The organism is Pseudomonas frigoris, from assembly GCF_047758635.1.
Classification (GTDB): Bacteria; Pseudomonadota; Gammaproteobacteria; order Pseudomonadales; family Pseudomonadaceae; genus Aquipseudomonas; species Aquipseudomonas frigoris.
This window is the reverse complement of the sequence record NZ_CP180479.1, coordinates 2,388,634-2,403,791: the sequence shown is the minus strand read 5'-3', so window position 1 is coordinate 2,403,791 and position 15,158 is coordinate 2,388,634. Positions and strand designations below refer to the sequence as shown.

Genomic DNA, 15,158 nt, shown 5'->3' with positions numbered 1-15,158 from the left:
CTCATCCCGAGGTTGACCGCCTAGTGTTCGCTCGTCTTTTTGCCCTGCCGTGTTTGTTCCTTGTCTGCCTCATGACGCTGCTGCCTATGGCGCCCGCCCAGGCGGTCGGCTTGCCCAGCCTGCTCAACAGCTCGGCAAAACAGCCAGAGGCGCAAGAGCCCTTGGGGCAATCCCTGGACGAAGTCATCAAGTCGCTGGAGAACGATCAGCAACGCTCCAAATTGCTGGCGGATTTGAAGAAACTGCGCGATGTCACCAAAAAGGCCCAGCCAGTCTCCGAAGTAGGCGTCCTGGGACTGATCGGTGGCACCCTGGCCAGTTTCGAAAAACAGTTTTCAGGCGCGGACAGCCCTCTCACTCGCTGGTCCGAAGAATTCAAACTGGCTGAGGATGAACTGACAGCGCTGGTGCTGCCGACCAATGAATGGCTGCCGATCATCTTTGCCTTCGCCATGATCCTGATGGTCTGGAGTTTGCTCGCCGCCGCGTTGATCTGGCTCGGCCACCGAGTACGCATGCGCTTTGGCCTGACCGAGGAACTGCCGCAGCACCCCAAGGCCCTGGACATGTTGCGCTTCGCCCTGCGCAAACTCGGGCCGTGGCTGATTGCCTTGGTCATGACGGTCTACATGAGCTACGCCCTGCCCTCGTCACTGGGCAAAAGCCTGGCCATGGTGCTGGCTTATGCGCTGGTGGTTGGCACCTGTTTTTCGGCGATCTGCGTGATCGCCTTTTCGGTGCTTGACGGCCCACACCGCCACCGCGCCCTGTACATCCTGCGGCATCAAGCCTTTCGGCCGCTGTGGCTAATCGGCAGTTTCGCCGCCTTCGGTGAAGCCCTGAGCGATCCGCGACTGGTCGAAAGCCTTGGCAGTCATCTGGCGCACACCGCCGCGACAGTCGCCAATGTACTGGCAGCGTTGTCCACTGGGCTGTTCATCCTGCGGTTCCGTCGCCCCATCGCCCACTTGATTCGCAACCAACCGCTGTCCCGGCGCCTGACTCGCCGCGCCCTCAGCGACACGATCGAAATTCTCGGGACCTTCTGGTACATGCCGGCGCTGGTGCTGGTGGGGATTTCCCTGTTCGCCACGTTCGTCTCGGCCGGCGACACCAGCACCGCACTGCGTCAGTCGCTGATCTGCACCGTGCTGCTGGTGTTGTGCATGGTCATCAACGGATTGGTGCGCCGCCACTCACTCAAACCACAGCGCAGCGTGAAGCGTCATGCACTGTATTCGGAGCGCCTGAAAAGCTTCTTCTACACACTCGCCCACTTGGTGGTGTGGCTGGCGTTCATCGAACTCGGCCTGCGGGTCTGGGGCATGTCGCTGATCCGCTTCACCGAAGGCGAAGGCCATGAAGTCAGCGTCAAACTGTTCAGTCTCGGTGGCACGCTGATTTTTGCCTGGCTGATCTGGATTCTCAGCGACACTGCCGTGCACCACGCCCTCACCCGCTCGCGCAAAGGCCTGGCAAATGCCCGCGCGCAGACAATGATGCCGCTGATCCGCAACGTGTTGTTCGTGGCGATTTTCATCATTGCGCTGATCGTCGCCCTGGCGAACATGGGCATGAACGTCACACCATTGCTGGCCGGTGCCGGCGTGATCGGTCTGGCCATCGGTTTCGGTGCACAGTCGCTGGTGGCGGACCTGATCACCGGGCTGTTCATCATTATCGAAGACTCGTTGGCCATCGACGACTACGTCGACGTCGGCGGCCACCTGGGCACCGTCGAAGGATTAACGATTCGCACTGTGCGCCTGCGGGACATCGACGGCATCGTCCACACCATTCCGTTCAGCGAAATCAAAAGCATCAAGAACTACTCCCGGGAATTCGGCTACGCGATTTTCCGGGTGGCGATACCTTCCAACATGGACATCGATAACGCGATCAAACTGATGCGCGACGTCGGTCAGAAGATGCGCACTGATCCGCTGCAACGGCGCAACATCTGGTCGCCACTGGAGATTCAGGGTGTCGAGAGTTTCGAGTCAGGCAACGCGATTCTTCGCGCCCGGTTCAAGACCGCGCCGATCAAGCAGTGGGAAGTGTCCCGCGCGTTCAACCTGTCACTCAAACGACACCTGGACGAAGCCGGGCTCGATCTGGCGACGCCACGCATGAGCGTGCAAGTGATCACGGCGGGTGGCGGACCGGTAGTGGAATAACCCTTCTGGCTCACACTGATAGATCGTCGATACTCGATCCCTGTAGCAGCTGCCGAGCCTGCGAGGCTGCGTTCGGCTGCGAAGCAGTCGTAAAACCTGCAAGCACGGTGTGCCTGAAACACCGCGGTGTCTGATTTCACGACTGCTCCGCAGCCGAACGCAGCCTCGCAGGCTCGACAGCTGCTACAAACGGCAGACAAAAAAATCCCCGAACCAGTCGGGGATTTTTTATGTTCGATCAATCAGCCCGAGAGCGGATCAATCTTCGCGGTAGCGACGCAGCTTCAACTGCTTACCGGCAACGCGAGTGTCCTTCAGCTTGGTCAGCAGACGCTCCAGACCATCTTCCGGCAGCTCAACGAGGCTGAAGCTGTCACGCACCTGGATGCGACCGATTGCTTCGCGAGCCAGACCACCCTCATTGAGGATAGCGCCCAGCAGGTTCTTGGCAGCGATACCGTCACGCGCACCCAGCGCGGTACGGCAACGGGCACGACCTTCGGCCAATGGAACCGGAGCACGACGCTCACGATCACCACGGTCCGGACGATCACCGGTACGCTCTGGACGATCGCCACGCGGTGCGTTGTTCGGCACCAGTGGACGTTCTTTCTCGATTGCAGCCAGGGTCAACGCTTGAGCATTGGTAGCCTTGCGCAGCAGAGCAGCGGCCAGTGCACGCGGGGTGCAACCGATGTCGGCAGTCAGGCGATCCAGCAGATCACCGTGGGTCGATTCGGCATCAGCCACCAGCGGCGACAGGCTGTTGGTCAGTTTCTTGATGCGGGCATCGAGAACAGCCTGAGCGTCCGGCAGGCGAACTTCGGCAACTTTCTGACCGGTTACACGCTCGATCACTTGCAGCATGCGGCGCTCACGCGGAGTCACCAGCAGCAGTGCACGACCTTCGCGACCGGCACGGCCGGTACGGCCGATACGGTGAACGTAGGATTCCGGGTCGTACGGCATATCAACGTTGAACACGTGAGTGATACGCGGAACGTCCAGACCACGAGCAGCAACGTCGGTCGCCACAACGATGTCCAGACGGCCATCCTTGAGGGATTCGATCACGCGCTCACGCTGGTTCTGAGCAATGTCACCGTTCAGCGCAGCGGCTTTGTAGCCTTTGGCTTCCAGGGCACTGGCCAGGTCCAGGGTCGCTTGCTTGGTGCGCACGAACATGATCAGGGCATCGAAGTCTTCAACTTCCAGCAGGCTCAATACAGCCGAGGTCTTCTGGTCAGCGTGAACCAACAGGTGAGCCTGTTCGATCGCGGTAACGGTCTGAGTCTTGGTCTGGATCTTCACGTGTTGCGGATCGCGCAGATGGCGTTCGGCAATGGCACGGATCGACTGCGGCAAGGTGGCCGAGAACAATACGGTCTGACGGGTTGGAGGCAAGGCCTTGAAGATAACTTCGAGGTCGTCCATGAAACCCAGTTTGAGCATTTCGTCCGCTTCGTCGAGAACCAGGTGGTTCACGGTCGACAGAACTTTTTCGTCGCGACGCAGGTGGTCGCACAGACGGCCCGGAGTGGCGACAACGATCTGTGCGCCATTACGGATTGCTTTCAGTTGTGGCCCCATAGGGGCGCCGCCGTAAACGGCCACAACGGTAACGCCCGGCATTTGCTTGGCGTAGGTTTCGAAAGCGGTTGCTACTTGCAGCGCCAACTCACGGGTTGGCGCCAGGATCAGGGCTTGCGGCTCGCGCTTAGCAGGATCGATGCGATGCAGGATCGGCAGGGCGAACGCAGCGGTTTTACCCGTACCGGTTTGCGCCTGACCAATCATGTCGTGGCCGGCCATGATGATCGGGATCGATTGATGCTGAATAGCCGAAGGTTCTTCGTAGCCAGTCGCGATGACGGCTGCAAGAATATTCGGATTAAGATTAAAAGCGGCGAAGCCGCCGGTTTCCTGGGTCATGGGTCTGCCTCTAAGTGCATCCGCAAAGACCCATGCTCCAAAGCTGCGCATGCCGTGTAAGACTCAAGAGTCGCCCTGGCTGCTTTGTCGGCGGGGATTTGCGAAAACGAATGAATGAAAAAGATTCGTCAAGGGAGAGTCCGCTGTGCGGACGTGCAGCCGAAGCTGACTTCGGGGAATTGCGCTACCTAAACGCGGCCCTGTTAAAGGCCGGCGCGCACTATACCGGAATTCGCTCAAAAAGGGAGCTTTATTTGTCGGAAAACTGCCGTGTACAGCGTTCTGTCACACGCTTTGCGGATAATCGGGCAACGGTCTATTTTTCCAAGGCCCAGCCCTGCTGACGATCGCGCTAAAACGGTTCACCCTTGTGACGCAGACCTGCCGTCTGACACACCCTTCCCCGCCCGAGGAAATGCACCATGAATCAGCCCTGCTCCAGTCGTGTGAGCCGTGAACGGCACGGTCATGTCCTGATGATCGGCCTGGATCGGGTGGCCAAACGCAACGCTTTCGATCTCGACCTGCTCAACGAACTGAGCCTGGCCTATGGCGAGTTCGAGGCCGACAGCGAGGCGCGGGTGGCGGTGGTGTTTGGCCATGGAGAGCATTTCACCGCAGGGCTGGATCTGGTCAGTGCCAGCGCGTCCCTCGCCGAAGGCTGGCAGGCACCGCCCGGCGGCTGTGATCCGTGGGGCGTTTTCGCCGGGCCCAGAGTCAGCAAACCGGTGATTGTCGCCGCGCAAGGCTACTGCCTGACCATCGGTATCGAATTGATGCTGGCCGCCGATATCAACCTGTGCGCCAGCAACACCCGCTTCGCCCAGAAAGAAGTGCAACGCGGGATCTTCCCGTTCGGCGGCGCCACGTTGCGCCTGCATCAGGTCGCTGGCTGGGGCAACGCCATGCGCTGGCTGCTGACCGGCGATGAGTTCGATGCCCATGACGCGTTGCACCTGGGGTTGGTGCAGGAAGTCATGGCCAGTGAGGATCTGCTGCCACGGGCGATTGAGTTGGCTGAGCGGATTGCCCGGCAGGCGCCGCTTGGGGTTCAGGCGACGCTGATGTCTGCAAGGCAGGCGCGTTATGAAGGGGAAACAGCGGCAGCGCGGGATTTGCCGCCGCTGGTGAAGAAGTTGCTGGCCAGTGAGGATGCCAGGGAAGGCGTGCGGTCGATGATCGAAAAGCGACCCGGCGTCTTCAAAGGGGTTTGAGATTTGTATTGGCAGATAGAACGCCATCGCGAGCAAGCTCGCTCCCACAGGGGAATGCATTCCAATGTGGGAGCGAGCTTGCTCGCGATGGGGCCATTGCAGACGACAACTTAGGTCGCGGGGCGAATCGCCTTGATCAACGACTGCAACGAATACCCCAAGCGCGGCGCCAGCCCTTCAGCGCGGGCGATCAAGCCGTCCATGTCCAGTTCCTGATCCAGCTCCGAAGGCACGATCAGAATCACGTTGCCCTCCTTCACCGGCAGTTCCCAGTAATGCCGGTGATAGAGCCCGCGCAACAAGGCGGCGCCCAACGGTTTGCCGTCATCGGTAGCCCACTGATTGATCACCAGCCAGCCACCCGGGTTCAGGCGTTTTTGACAGTTTTCCAGGAAATTCCACGCCAGATGCCCGACACCCGGCCCGACATCGGTATAGAGGTCGACGAAAATCAGATCCGCCGGTTCAGCGGTATCGAGCAGTTCCAGCGCATCGCCCACCCGGATATACAGCCGCGGATCATCATCCAGCCCAAGGTATTCAATGGCCAGGCGCGGTACGTCGGGGCGCAGTTCGATGGCTTCGACGTCTTCCAGCGGCAGGAACTTGAGGCAGGCCTGGGTCAGGGTGCCGGCTCCGAGACCGAGGAACAGCGCGCTTTCCGGCTGCTCGTGGCACAACGCGCCAATCAGCATCGCCCGGGTGTAATCGTATTCGAGCCAGCTCGGGTCAGCCGTGAACACGCAGCTCTGTTCGATGGCATCACCGAACTCGAGAAAACGGTAATCGGCCACTTCCAGCACGCGAATCACGCCGAACTCATCCTGTACCTCGGCGAGCAGATGCTCGACGCGCTCCTCAGTCATTTCGTCTCCTGATCGTCGCCGTGCCCGGCAACGTACTAAAACCGCGGAGTGGCGCGGCAAAAGCGCGATTGTCCGCGAAGCGACGGGAACAGGTCACGCACTAATTGCTGATAACATGACAGTCCGAGCGTAAAACACTAGAGACCGTGATGAGCCAACCCTGGAGCCCTGACAGCTGGCGCGCCCTGCCGATCCAGCAACAACCCCACTACCCCGACGCAGCGCATTTGCTGCACGTCGAGCAAACGCTGGCCAGTTATCCGCCGCTGGTGTTTGCCGGTGAAGCCCGGGAGTTGCGCCGTCAGTTTGCCGAGGTGACCCAGGGCCGCGCGTTTCTGCTGCAGGGCGGCGACTGTGCTGAAAGCTTCGCCGAGTTCTCCGCCGCGAAAATCCGCGACACCTTTAAGGTGCTGCTGCAAATGGCGATCGTCATGACCTTCGCCGCCGGTTGCCCGGTGGTCAAGGTTGGGCGCATGGCCGGGCAATTCGCCAAACCGCGTTCGGCTAACGACGAAACCATCGACGGCGTGACCCTGCCGGCCTACCGCGGCGACATCGTCAACGGCATCGGTTTCGACGAAAAAAGCCGCGTGCCGGACCCGGAGCGCTTGCTCCAGTCCTACCACCAGTCCACCGCAACCCTGAACCTGTTGCGCGCCTTCGCCCAGGGCGGTTTTGCCGACCTGCATCAGGTGCACAAGTGGAACCTGGACTTCATCGCTAACTCGGCGCTGGCCGAGAAGTACAGCCACCTGGCCGATCGCATCGATGAAACCCTGGCGTTCATGCGCGCCTGCGGCATGGACAGCTCGCCGCAACTGCGCGAAACGAGTTTCTTCACCGCCCACGAAGCCCTGCTGCTGAACTACGAAGAAGCCTTCGTGCGTCGCGACAGCCTGACCAACGATTACTACGATTGCTCGGCGCACATGCTGTGGATCGGCGACCGCACCCGTCAACTCGACGGCGCTCACGTCGAGTTCCTGCGTGGCGTGAACAACCCGATCGGGGTCAAAGTCGGCCCAAGCATGAACCCTGAAGACCTGATTCGCCTGATCGACGTGCTCAACCCGGACAACGATCCGGGCCGTCTGAACCTGATTGCGCGGATGGGTGCGAACAAGGTCGGCGATCACCTGCCGCAACTGATCCGTGCCGTGCAGCGCGAAGGCAAGCAAGTGCTGTGGAGTTGCGACCCGATGCACGGCAACACCATCAAGGCGAGCAGCGGCTACAAGACCCGCGACTTTGCGCAGATCCTTGGCGAAGTGAAGCAGTTCTTCCAGGTTCACGAAGCGGAAGGCACGTATGCCGGCGGCATCCACATCGAGATGACCGGGCAGAATGTCACGGAGTGCATAGGTGGTGCGCGGCCGATTACCGAAGACGGGTTGTCGGACCGGTATCACACCCATTGCGATCCGCGGATGAATGCCGATCAGTCGCTGGAGTTGGCGTTTCTTATTGCTGAAACGCTGAAGCAAGTCCGGCGCTGAGTCAGTAAGCCACTCATTGCCTGATAGACCGCCTTCGCGAGCAAGCCCGCTCCCACAGTTGACCGAGTTGTCCAAACGGACGCGGTCTAATGTGGGAGCGGGCTTGCTCGCGAAGGCGCCAGCTCAGTCACTATCAATCTGAGCCAATGCCACCCGCAACCGCGCCGCACTCGCCCGCGGGCAATTCAACTGAACCCGCTCAAGCCCCAGCCAATCCGCCATCCGCCGCAGATTAACCGCCAACGCCAGCATCCCCTCGTCATCCAGCCCCAGCTCTTCCTCATGCACAGCGTGCACCGCCAGCCTGCCCGACGCCCGCTCGGCGCGCAGATCCACCCGCGCGGCAATCCGCTCATTGTGCAAAAACGGCAACACGTAATAGCCGTAGACCCGCTTGTCCTGCGGCGTATAAATCTCGAGCCGATAGCGAAAATCGAACAGGCGCTCGGTGCGACTGCGTTCCCAGATCAGTGAGTCGAAGGGTGAAAGCAAGGCGCTGGCCTCGACCTTGCGCGGCACTTTCGGCTCAGGCAGACAATAGGCCGGTTGCCGCCAGCCCTGGACTTCGCACGCCAGCAACTCACCCGCCTCCACCAGTTCCGCCAAGCGCGGACGGGCATCACCGGGACTCAGGCGAAAGTAATCCCGCAGGTCTTTTTCTGTTCCGACGCCCAACGCTGTCGCGGCATGCAGCAACAGGCCGCGCTGGGCCTCGGCCTCACACAGCAGCGGCTGCGCAAGAATCGCCGTAGGAATCACCCGCTCCGGCAGATCATAAAGCCGCTCGAACCCGCGCCGCCCGGCCACGGTCACTTCACCGGCGGCGAACAACCATTCCAGCGCATGCTTTTCCGCACTCCAGTCCCACCACGGTCCTGCCCGTTCCTGACGGGACGACAGGCTTCCGGCACCCAGCGCGCCCAGCTCCTGAACCGAGGACAGCACCCGGCGAATCGTGTCCTGCTGCTCCCGACCGAAACGTGCCAGTTGCTGATAGATATCTTCGCCGCGGGTCGCGCGCAGCATGCGCCAGCGCATCAACGGGTACATCGACAAGGGCAGCAACGAGGCTTCATGCCCCCAATATTCGAAAAGCGTGCGCCGCCGGCCCGAACTCCAGGCAGCCTGGTCGAGCAAGTCGGATGAGTAATTGCCGAGGCGGGAAAACAGGGGAAGGTAGTGCGAACGCACCAACGCATTGACCGAATCGATCTGCAGAATGCCCAGCCGCTCGATCAGACGATTGAGCTGAACCGGTTTGATCGCCGCTGGCGGCTGGCGCCCGTTGAACCCTTGGGCGGCCAGCGCCAAACGCCGAGCCTGTTTGAGGGAAAAGGACAGTGTTGCGGGCATGAGCATCTCCTTGTCTGCTCGCAACCTACCTCACCGGGAGACGGTTTGTGTAGTTGTGTATGACTCATTTGTGCATCGGGTCATTCCAGAACGGTTTGACCGACTCGAACTCTACATCCGCACGACTCATGCCAATGTCCTTCAGCGCTTCGTCGCTCAGCCTCGCCAGCAGCTCGCGCTCCCGGTGAAGTTCGTACCAGCGGCTGAATTTGTGCAGCAAATCGGATACCAGGTGGATCGAGTGTTTTTCTACGGCTGGATGTTCATGTTGACCTTTCATCTTGTTGCCCTCCGTTTGGATGGCTCAAGTGTCGCGCTGGGGCTAAGATCAATCCAACGAATGTTTCTGATGTAACACATCTCGGAGATTGATGAATGTCTGCCTACCCCAGTATCGATACCGAAGTGCTGCGCACCTTTGTCGCCATTGCCGACCAGGGCGGTTTTACCCGCGCCGGCGAGTTGGTCAACCGCACTCAGTCCGCCGTGAGCATGCAGATGAAGCGGCTGGAAGAGGATGTGTTGCAGCGTCAATTATTCCAGCGCGACGGACGGCAGGTGCGGTTGACGGCTGAGGGTCAGGTGTTGCTCGGCTATGCCCGGCGCATCCTCAAGCTGCACAGCGAGGTGTTCAATACGTTACGCGAGCCGCACATGGTCGGCATGGTGCGCATTGGTACGCCGGACGATTACGTGATGCGGTTTTTGCCGGGGATTCTGCGGCGATTTGCCCAAACGTATCCGCTGATCCAGATCGAGGTGCACTGCGAATCATCAAAACAATTGCTGCTGCGCCAGGACCTGGACTTGACCATCGTCACCCGCGAACCGGGCAACGAAATCGGCCAGTTGCTGCGCAAGGAGCGTTTTGTCTGGGCCGAGGCGCAATGTTTCAGCGCCCATGAGCAAACGCCGCTGCCGCTGGCGATGTTCAACAGTGATTGCTTCTGCAGGCTGTGGGCCTGCAATGCGCTCGATGCCATGGGTCGCGATTATCGCGTGGCGTACAACAGCGACAGCCTGTCGGCAATCATGGCGGTGGTCAGTGCAGGCCTGGCGGTGACCGCGCAGCTGGAAAGCCTTGTCACCCCGGACATGCGCATTCTCGGTGAAGCCGAAGACCTGCCGATTCTGCCCGAGGCCAGCATCATGCTGGTGCGCAACCTGCACAACCCATCGCCGATCACTGAGTGCCTGGCCGAACACATCGTCGAAGGCTTCAAACTTTAAGGGCGAGCATCACCGCGCAGAGCACCAGGAAACCACAGAACAACCCGCGCAGCAGTCGCTCCGGCAGTGCGTGGGCGATCCTCACGCCCCAGCTGATGCTCAGCAGACCACCCACTGCCAAGGGCAGGCCGATCATCCAGTCCACCTGATGGTGCACCGCGTAAGTCACCAGCGTGACGCCCGTGCTCGGCAATGCCAGCGCCAGCGACAATCCCTGCGCAACCACCTGACTGGTGCCGAACAGACTGGTCAGCACCGGCGTTGCCACCACCGCCCCGCCCACGCCAAACAACCCACCCATGGTGCCGGAGGCGGCGCCGAGTACGCCCAGCCATGGCCATGAATAATTCATCTGCGCAGACGCTGGCGCGTTGGCGCAGAACATTCGCACCAGGTTGTAGGCCGACAGGGCAATCAGGAACGCAACAAATCCTACACGCATGGTTTGCGCATCAATGCCCACCGCCCAGATCGAGCCGATCCAGGCAAAACAGAACCCCATCGAAGCCAATGGCAGCGCGTGGCGCAATTCAATCCGGTTGCGCTGGTGATAACGCCACAGCGCCAGCATCACGTTGGGCACCACCATCACCAGCGCCGTGCCCTGGGCAATCTGCTGATCGAGGCCGAACAACACGCCCAGCAGCGGAATCGCGATCAAACCACCGCCAATGCCGAATAACCCACCGAGGGTGCCCAGGGCGGCACCAAAGACCAGGTACATCAAAAACTCAATCACAGGCGATTTTCCCCTCACGTCAGGCTGTTCATCCTACGCAGTCGACGCTGGCGGGGAAACGCATAGCAACGCACAATGGCTGTGCCAACTTCGCACAAGCGCTGACAACACCATGAACCCCAATCAATTGACCGAACAACTGGGTCTGTTCCTCGACGTGCTGGAAACCGGCAGTTTTTCCGCCGAGTCCCGCCGCCATCCCCTGACCCCTTCGGCGGTGGCGAGGCGCATCGACAGTCTGGAAAACGCCGTCGGCAGCCAGTTGTTCATTCGCAGCACCCACGCGGTGCGCGCTACCCCGGCGGGTTTGGCGTTTGCCGAGCGCGCACGGCGTATCGTGGCTGAACTGCGACTGGCTCGGGCTGAAGCGGTATCCTTGAGCAGCGCACCGGAAGGCTTGATTCGGATCGATGCACCGGCAGCATTCGGACGGCGACATCTGGCGCCGGTGATTGCCGATTTTCTGATGCTCTACCCCGGCCTCGATGTGCAACTGCACCTGATCGACAGTTTCGTCGACATGCAGGGTTTGAATCTGGGCAGGGTCGATCTGGTGCTGCGCGCCGGGCAAATGGCCGATACCCGGCTGGTGGCCACGCCGCTGGCGAGCATGGTGCGCATCGCCTGTGCCAGCCCCGAGTATTTGCAACGGCGTGGTGTGCCGACCGATCCGGCGCAACTGATTGAGCATGATGGCCTCGACTGGGATGGCCTGGCTCCGCCGTTCGCCTGGCGTTTCGAGCGGGACGAGCAGATGCACTTGCACCGCCCGGCGCGCATCCGCATGAGTGCCAACAATGCCGAGGCTTTGGTCTGCGGTGCATTGGCCGGGCTGGGTATCGCGCACTTGCCAACCTGGTTGACCAGCGAATACCTGTTACGCGGTGAACTGCTTCCGCTGTTCTGCGAACACGGCCTGCCACCACCGGAAACGACCGGCATTTATGCCTTGCGCCTTGAGCAACAACCCAATCCCCGCAGTCGCTTGTTGCTGGAATACCTGAAAACCCGCTTCAGCCCGATCCCGCCGTGGGATCTGGCCCTGCAAAGTACCCTCGACCGGCACTAGGCTAGAATTGTCTGGTGCATTAAAGATTCGCCCGCTAGATTTATGACGATCACTGATCAAGGCTTCGAAATGACTACCGAGCGCAACACCCCGGATAACTGCGAAGAGCTGCTGCTGGACAACCAGATCTGCTTCGCCCTGCATTCCACTTCGCTGCTGATGACCAAGGTCTATAAGCCGCTCTTGCAAGCGCTGGGCCTGACCTATCCGCAATACCTGGCGATGATGGTGTTGTGGCAAAAAGATGGGATGACCGTAGGCGAAATCAGCGCGCAACTGCTGACCGATCCTGGCTCACTGACCCCGCTGCTTAAACGCCTGGAAGTCGAAGGCCTGCTCAGTCGCACCCGTAGCCGCGAAGACGAACGGGTGGTGATTGTCGAGCTGACCGAGAAAGGTCGTGCGTTGCGGGACAAAGCCCGTGACATTCCGCAGTGCATCCTCGCCGCCAGCGGTCAGACGCTGGAGCATCTGCAGAAGCTGCAAAACGAACTTCAGGAGCTGCGCAGCCACTTGCGAGATAGCCTGTAATCGTCAAACCCCTCACAAATCCCTGTGGGAGCGAGCTTGCTCGCGATAGCGATCTGACATACAGCATTGATGTTGACTGACACACCGCCATCGCGAGCAAGCTCGCTCCCACATTTGCTTTGTGGTGTCCCTCCGACCTCGCCCCCCATCAAAAAAATCTTCCGCTGAAAATCCTGCCGCGACCGCTCTAACTCAACACATCTAATCAGCGCCCGCCTCCTCAAACAAAAACTTCTCCAATATTTATCTTGCGCGCTAAATATTCGCGAGCTACATTTATTTCGCACTTACTTAGCGCGCAAATATTTAGCGCAAAACACCCAATTCCGAATGAGGCTCACACCATGCAAACTCTCTACACCGCAATCGCAACCTCCACCGGCGGCCGTGACGGTCGTGCGGTTTCCAGCGACAACATCCTCGACGTCAAACTCGCCACCCCCAAAGAACTCGGTGGTGCCGGCGGCGCAGCGACCAACCCTGAGCAACTGTTCGCAGCCGGTTACTCCGCCTGCTTCATCGGCGCACTGAAATTCGTCGCCAGCCAGACCAAACGCACCATCCCGGACGACGCCTCGATCACCGCCCATGTCGGCATCGGCCAGATCCCTGGCGGTTTCGGCCTGGACATCGACCTGCACATCAGCCTGCCGGGTCTTGAGCAAGCCGATGCACAAAGCCTGGTCGACGCTGCACACCAGGTCTGCCCGTACTCCAACGCCACCCGTGGCAACGTCGATGTGCGCCTGCACGTTACTGTCTAACCGCTGATTCCCAGGCCCGAACCAGGAAACGAACATGAGCACTTTCAGCAAAGTCTTGACCGGTACCCTTCTCGCCCTGTCCATCCACAGCGCGTCCGCAGGTGATGGTGTTGAACACAACACCCAGGCGTTCCTCGACTTTCTGAACGCCGGCACCGGCAAACCGATGGAACAACTCACCCCTAAAGATGCCCGCGCCGTGCTAGTCGGCGCGCAGGCCGGGGTGAAACTGACGCTGCCAAAAGCCGATGTCAGCGAGAAGACCATTCAAGTCGACGGCCAACCGCTCAACCTGACCATCGTCCGGCCGGCCGGGGTCAAAGGTCCGCTGCCAGTGTTCATGTTCTTTCACGGCGGTGGCTGGGTGCTGGGGGATTTCCCGACCCATGAACGTCTGGTTCGGGACTTGGTTACCGGTTCGGGGGCGGCGGCGGTGTTCGTCAATTACACCCCGTCACCGGAAGCGCATTACCCGGTGGCGATCAATCAGGCTTACGCCGCAACCAAATGGGTGGCCGAGCACGGTAAAGAGATCAACGTCGACGGCAAACGCCTGGCCGTGGCCGGCAACAGCGTTGGCGGCAACATGGCGGCAGTGGTTGCGCTGATGGCCAAAGACAAGGGCACGCCAGCGATCAAGTTCCAGGTGCTGCTGTGGCCGGTGACCGACGCCAGCTTCGAGACGGCGTCCTACAACCAGTTTGCCGAGGGGCACTTCCTCACCAAAAACATGATGAAGTGGTTCTGGGACAACTACACCACCGATGCCAAACAGCGTAACGAGATCTACGCCTCGCCGCTGCGGGCGACCACCGCGCAACTCAAGGGCCTGCCACCTGCCCTGGTGCAGACAGCCGGCGCCGACGTGTTGCGCGATGAAGGTGAAGCCTATGCCCGAAAACTGGATGAGGCTGGCGTGCCGGTCACGTCGGTTCGCTACAACGGCTTGATCCACGACTACGGGTTGCTCAACGTGGTGAGCCAGGTGCCAGCGGTGCGTTCGGCGCTCTTGCAAGCCTCTGAAGAACTGAAGCAACATTTGAAATAGATAAAGCGAAAGATCGCAGCCTCGTTTCACTCGACAGCTCCTACATTGGGATCGCGTATCTCCTGTAGGAGCTGTCGAGTGAAACGAGGCTGCGATCTTTTGATCTTCATATCGGCCACAAAAAAGCCCGACTCAATGGTCGGGCTTTTTTGTACCTGAAGCAGTGCTTATTTAGCACGGCCTTTGTAGGAACCGCCTTCGCGGGTATCGATCTCGATCTTGTCACCGATTTCGATGAAGTCAGCAACTTGCAGCTCAGTACCGTTGCTCAGCTTGGCAGGCTTCATCACCTTGCCGGAAGTGTCGCCGCGAGCCGAACCTTCGGTGTAGTCAACTACGCGCACGATGGTGGTCGGCAGTTCTACGGAAACCAGACGCTCTTCGAAGAAGATCGCTTCGCAAACATCGGTCATGCCTTCTTCAACGAAAGGCAGAACGGCTTCGATGTCTTCAGCGTTCAGCTCGTACATGGTGTAGTCGGTGGTGTCCATGAACGTGTAGGTGTCGCCGCTGATGAAGGACAGGGTCGCTTCTTTGCGGTCGAGGATTACGTCGTCCAGCTTGTCGTCGGCGCTGTAAACGATCTCGGTCTTGTAACCGGTCAGCAGGTTTTTCAGCTTGGTCTTCATGATCGCGCTGTTACGACCAGACTTGGTGAATTCAGCTTTCTGAACCAGCCAAGGATCGTTTTCGAGACGGATCACGGTACCGGGTTTCAGTTCTTTACCAGTTTTCATTG

At 59.9% G+C, this 15,158-nt stretch carries 15 protein-coding genes; 9 read left to right on the top strand and 6 right to left on the bottom strand.

What is annotated here, in order from left to right:
* The first annotated feature begins 23 nt into the window (after nt 1-23).
* On the top strand, nt 24-2,177 hold the full coding sequence (locus ACMXYH_RS10860) for a mechanosensitive ion channel family protein (RefSeq protein WP_415767069.1): 2,154 nt from the start codon (nt 24-26) through the stop codon (nt 2,175-2,177).
* A gap of 258 nt (nt 2,178-2,435) precedes the next feature.
* On the opposite strand, the gene ACMXYH_RS10855 is transcribed toward ACMXYH_RS10860, so the two are convergent.
* Nucleotides 2,436-4,109: a DEAD/DEAH box helicase gene (locus ACMXYH_RS10855; RefSeq protein WP_129436966.1), complete on the bottom strand. Its 1,674-nt coding sequence runs from the start codon at nt 4,107-4,109 to the stop codon at nt 2,436-2,438.
* 110 nt (nt 4,110-4,219) lie between these two features.
* On the opposite strand from ACMXYH_RS10855, the gene ACMXYH_RS10850 reads away from it, so the two are divergent.
* Both ACMXYH_RS10850 and ACMXYH_RS10845 read left to right on the top strand, forming a co-directional pair.
* Complete coding sequence (locus ACMXYH_RS10850; protein ID WP_415767068.1) at nt 4,220-4,453, top strand: hypothetical protein; 234 nt, start codon at nt 4,220-4,222, stop codon at nt 4,451-4,453.
* Nucleotides 4,454-4,531: 78 nt separating this feature from the next.
* Entirely contained in the window at nt 4,532-5,323 is a 792-nt protein-coding gene (locus ACMXYH_RS10845; RefSeq protein ID WP_415767067.1) for a crotonase/enoyl-CoA hydratase family protein, read from the top strand.
* Nucleotides 5,324-5,433: 110 nt separating this feature from the next.
* Here ACMXYH_RS10845 and ACMXYH_RS10840 read toward each other — a convergent pair whose 3' ends face one another.
* Nucleotides 5,434-6,189 carry a spermidine synthase gene (locus ACMXYH_RS10840; protein ID WP_046053999.1) on the bottom strand — a complete coding sequence of 252 codons (756 nt, stop codon included), beginning with the start codon at nt 6,187-6,189 and terminating at the stop codon, nt 5,434-5,436.
* A 149-nt stretch (nt 6,190-6,338) separates the two neighbouring features.
* Between ACMXYH_RS10840 and ACMXYH_RS10835 the strand changes: the two genes are divergently transcribed.
* A complete protein-coding gene (locus ACMXYH_RS10835; protein WP_076027974.1) occupies nt 6,339-7,685 on the top strand; it encodes a class II 3-deoxy-7-phosphoheptulonate synthase in 1,347 nt (448 codons plus the stop codon).
* Between the two features lie 123 nt (nt 7,686-7,808).
* Here ACMXYH_RS10835 and ACMXYH_RS10830 read toward each other — a convergent pair whose 3' ends face one another.
* Nucleotides 7,809-9,038: a winged helix-turn-helix domain-containing protein gene (locus ACMXYH_RS10830; RefSeq protein WP_415767066.1), complete on the bottom strand. Its 1,230-nt coding sequence runs from the start codon at nt 9,036-9,038 to the stop codon at nt 7,809-7,811.
* 64 nt (nt 9,039-9,102) lie between these two features.
* Nucleotides 9,103-9,318, bottom strand: coding sequence for a DUF1127 domain-containing protein (locus ACMXYH_RS10825; protein WP_415767065.1), 216 nt, complete (start codon nt 9,316-9,318; stop codon nt 9,103-9,105).
* Between the two features lie 95 nt (nt 9,319-9,413).
* Between ACMXYH_RS10825 and ACMXYH_RS10820 the strand changes: the two genes are divergently transcribed.
* Nucleotides 9,414-10,268: a LysR substrate-binding domain-containing protein gene (locus ACMXYH_RS10820; protein ID WP_129436971.1), complete on the top strand. Its 855-nt coding sequence runs from the start codon at nt 9,414-9,416 to the stop codon at nt 10,266-10,268.
* Here the strand turns inward: ACMXYH_RS10820 and ACMXYH_RS10815 are convergent.
* Nucleotides 10,258-10,992, bottom strand: a complete 735-nt coding sequence (locus ACMXYH_RS10815) for a sulfite exporter TauE/SafE family protein (RefSeq protein ID WP_415767064.1) — start codon at nt 10,990-10,992, stop codon at nt 10,258-10,260. The two genes, ACMXYH_RS10820 and ACMXYH_RS10815, sit on opposite strands and share 11 nt — an antisense overlap.
* A 127-nt stretch (nt 10,993-11,119) precedes the next feature.
* Here ACMXYH_RS10815 and ACMXYH_RS10810 point away from each other — a divergent pair, with 127 nt between their 5' ends.
* The 4 genes from ACMXYH_RS10810 to ACMXYH_RS10795 all read left to right on the top strand — a co-directional run bounded on the left by ACMXYH_RS10810 (nt 11,120) and on the right by ACMXYH_RS10795 (nt 14,419).
* Nucleotides 11,120-12,076: a LysR family transcriptional regulator gene (locus tag ACMXYH_RS10810; protein ID WP_415767063.1), complete on the top strand. Its 957-nt coding sequence runs from the start codon at nt 11,120-11,122 to the stop codon at nt 12,074-12,076.
* Nucleotides 12,077-12,145: 69 nt separating this feature from the next.
* A complete protein-coding gene (locus ACMXYH_RS10805; RefSeq protein ID WP_415767674.1) occupies nt 12,146-12,607 on the top strand; it encodes a MarR family winged helix-turn-helix transcriptional regulator in 462 nt (153 codons plus the stop codon).
* A 344-nt stretch (nt 12,608-12,951) separates the two neighbouring features.
* A complete protein-coding gene (locus ACMXYH_RS10800; RefSeq protein WP_415767062.1) occupies nt 12,952-13,371 on the top strand; it encodes an organic hydroperoxide resistance protein in 420 nt (139 codons plus the stop codon).
* Between the two features lie 34 nt (nt 13,372-13,405).
* The gene (locus tag ACMXYH_RS10795; protein WP_415767061.1) at nt 13,406-14,419 is read left to right on the top strand and encodes an alpha/beta hydrolase fold domain-containing protein; all 1,014 of its coding nucleotides are present in this window, start codon (nt 13,406-13,408) and stop codon (nt 14,417-14,419) included.
* Nucleotides 14,420-14,586: 167 nt separating this feature from the next.
* Here ACMXYH_RS10795 and ACMXYH_RS10790 read toward each other — a convergent pair whose 3' ends face one another.
* Entirely contained in the window at nt 14,587-15,156 is a 570-nt protein-coding gene (locus tag ACMXYH_RS10790; RefSeq protein ID WP_028619992.1) for an elongation factor P, read from the bottom strand.
* Between the last annotated feature and the right edge of the window lie 2 nt (nt 15,157-15,158).

Excerpts from the sequence above, each read along its gene's own strand:
- ACMXYH_RS10855 (WP_129436966.1), bottom strand. The coding sequence starts at position 4,109 with ATGACCCAGGAAACCGGCGGCTTCGCCGCTTTTAATCTTAATCCGAAT.
- ACMXYH_RS10850 (WP_415767068.1), top strand. The coding sequence starts at position 4,220 with ATGAATGAAAAAGATTCGTCAAGGGAGAGTCCGCTGTGCGGACGTGCA.
- ACMXYH_RS10845 (WP_415767067.1), top strand. The coding sequence starts at position 4,532 with ATGAATCAGCCCTGCTCCAGTCGTGTGAGCCGTGAACGGCACGGTCAT.
- ACMXYH_RS10840 (WP_046053999.1), bottom strand. The coding sequence starts at position 6,189 with ATGACTGAGGAGCGCGTCGAGCATCTGCTCGCCGAGGTACAGGATGAG.
- ACMXYH_RS10835 (WP_076027974.1), top strand. The coding sequence starts at position 6,339 with ATGAGCCAACCCTGGAGCCCTGACAGCTGGCGCGCCCTGCCGATCCAG.
- ACMXYH_RS10830 (WP_415767066.1), bottom strand. The coding sequence starts at position 9,038 with ATGCCCGCAACACTGTCCTTTTCCCTCAAACAGGCTCGGCGTTTGGCG.
- ACMXYH_RS10825 (WP_415767065.1), bottom strand. The coding sequence starts at position 9,318 with ATGAAAGGTCAACATGAACATCCAGCCGTAGAAAAACACTCGATCCAC.
- ACMXYH_RS10820 (WP_129436971.1), top strand. The coding sequence starts at position 9,414 with ATGTCTGCCTACCCCAGTATCGATACCGAAGTGCTGCGCACCTTTGTC.
- ACMXYH_RS10815 (WP_415767064.1), bottom strand. The coding sequence starts at position 10,992 with ATGTACCTGGTCTTTGGTGCCGCCCTGGGCACCCTCGGTGGGTTATTC.
- ACMXYH_RS10810 (WP_415767063.1), top strand. The coding sequence starts at position 11,120 with ATGAACCCCAATCAATTGACCGAACAACTGGGTCTGTTCCTCGACGTG.
- ACMXYH_RS10805 (WP_415767674.1), top strand. The coding sequence starts at position 12,146 with ATGACTACCGAGCGCAACACCCCGGATAACTGCGAAGAGCTGCTGCTG.
- ACMXYH_RS10800 (WP_415767062.1), top strand. The coding sequence starts at position 12,952 with ATGCAAACTCTCTACACCGCAATCGCAACCTCCACCGGCGGCCGTGAC.
- ACMXYH_RS10795 (WP_415767061.1), top strand. The coding sequence starts at position 13,406 with ATGAGCACTTTCAGCAAAGTCTTGACCGGTACCCTTCTCGCCCTGTCC.
- ACMXYH_RS10790 (WP_028619992.1), bottom strand. The coding sequence starts at position 15,156 with ATGAAAACTGGTAAAGAACTGAAACCCGGTACCGTGATCCGTCTCGAA.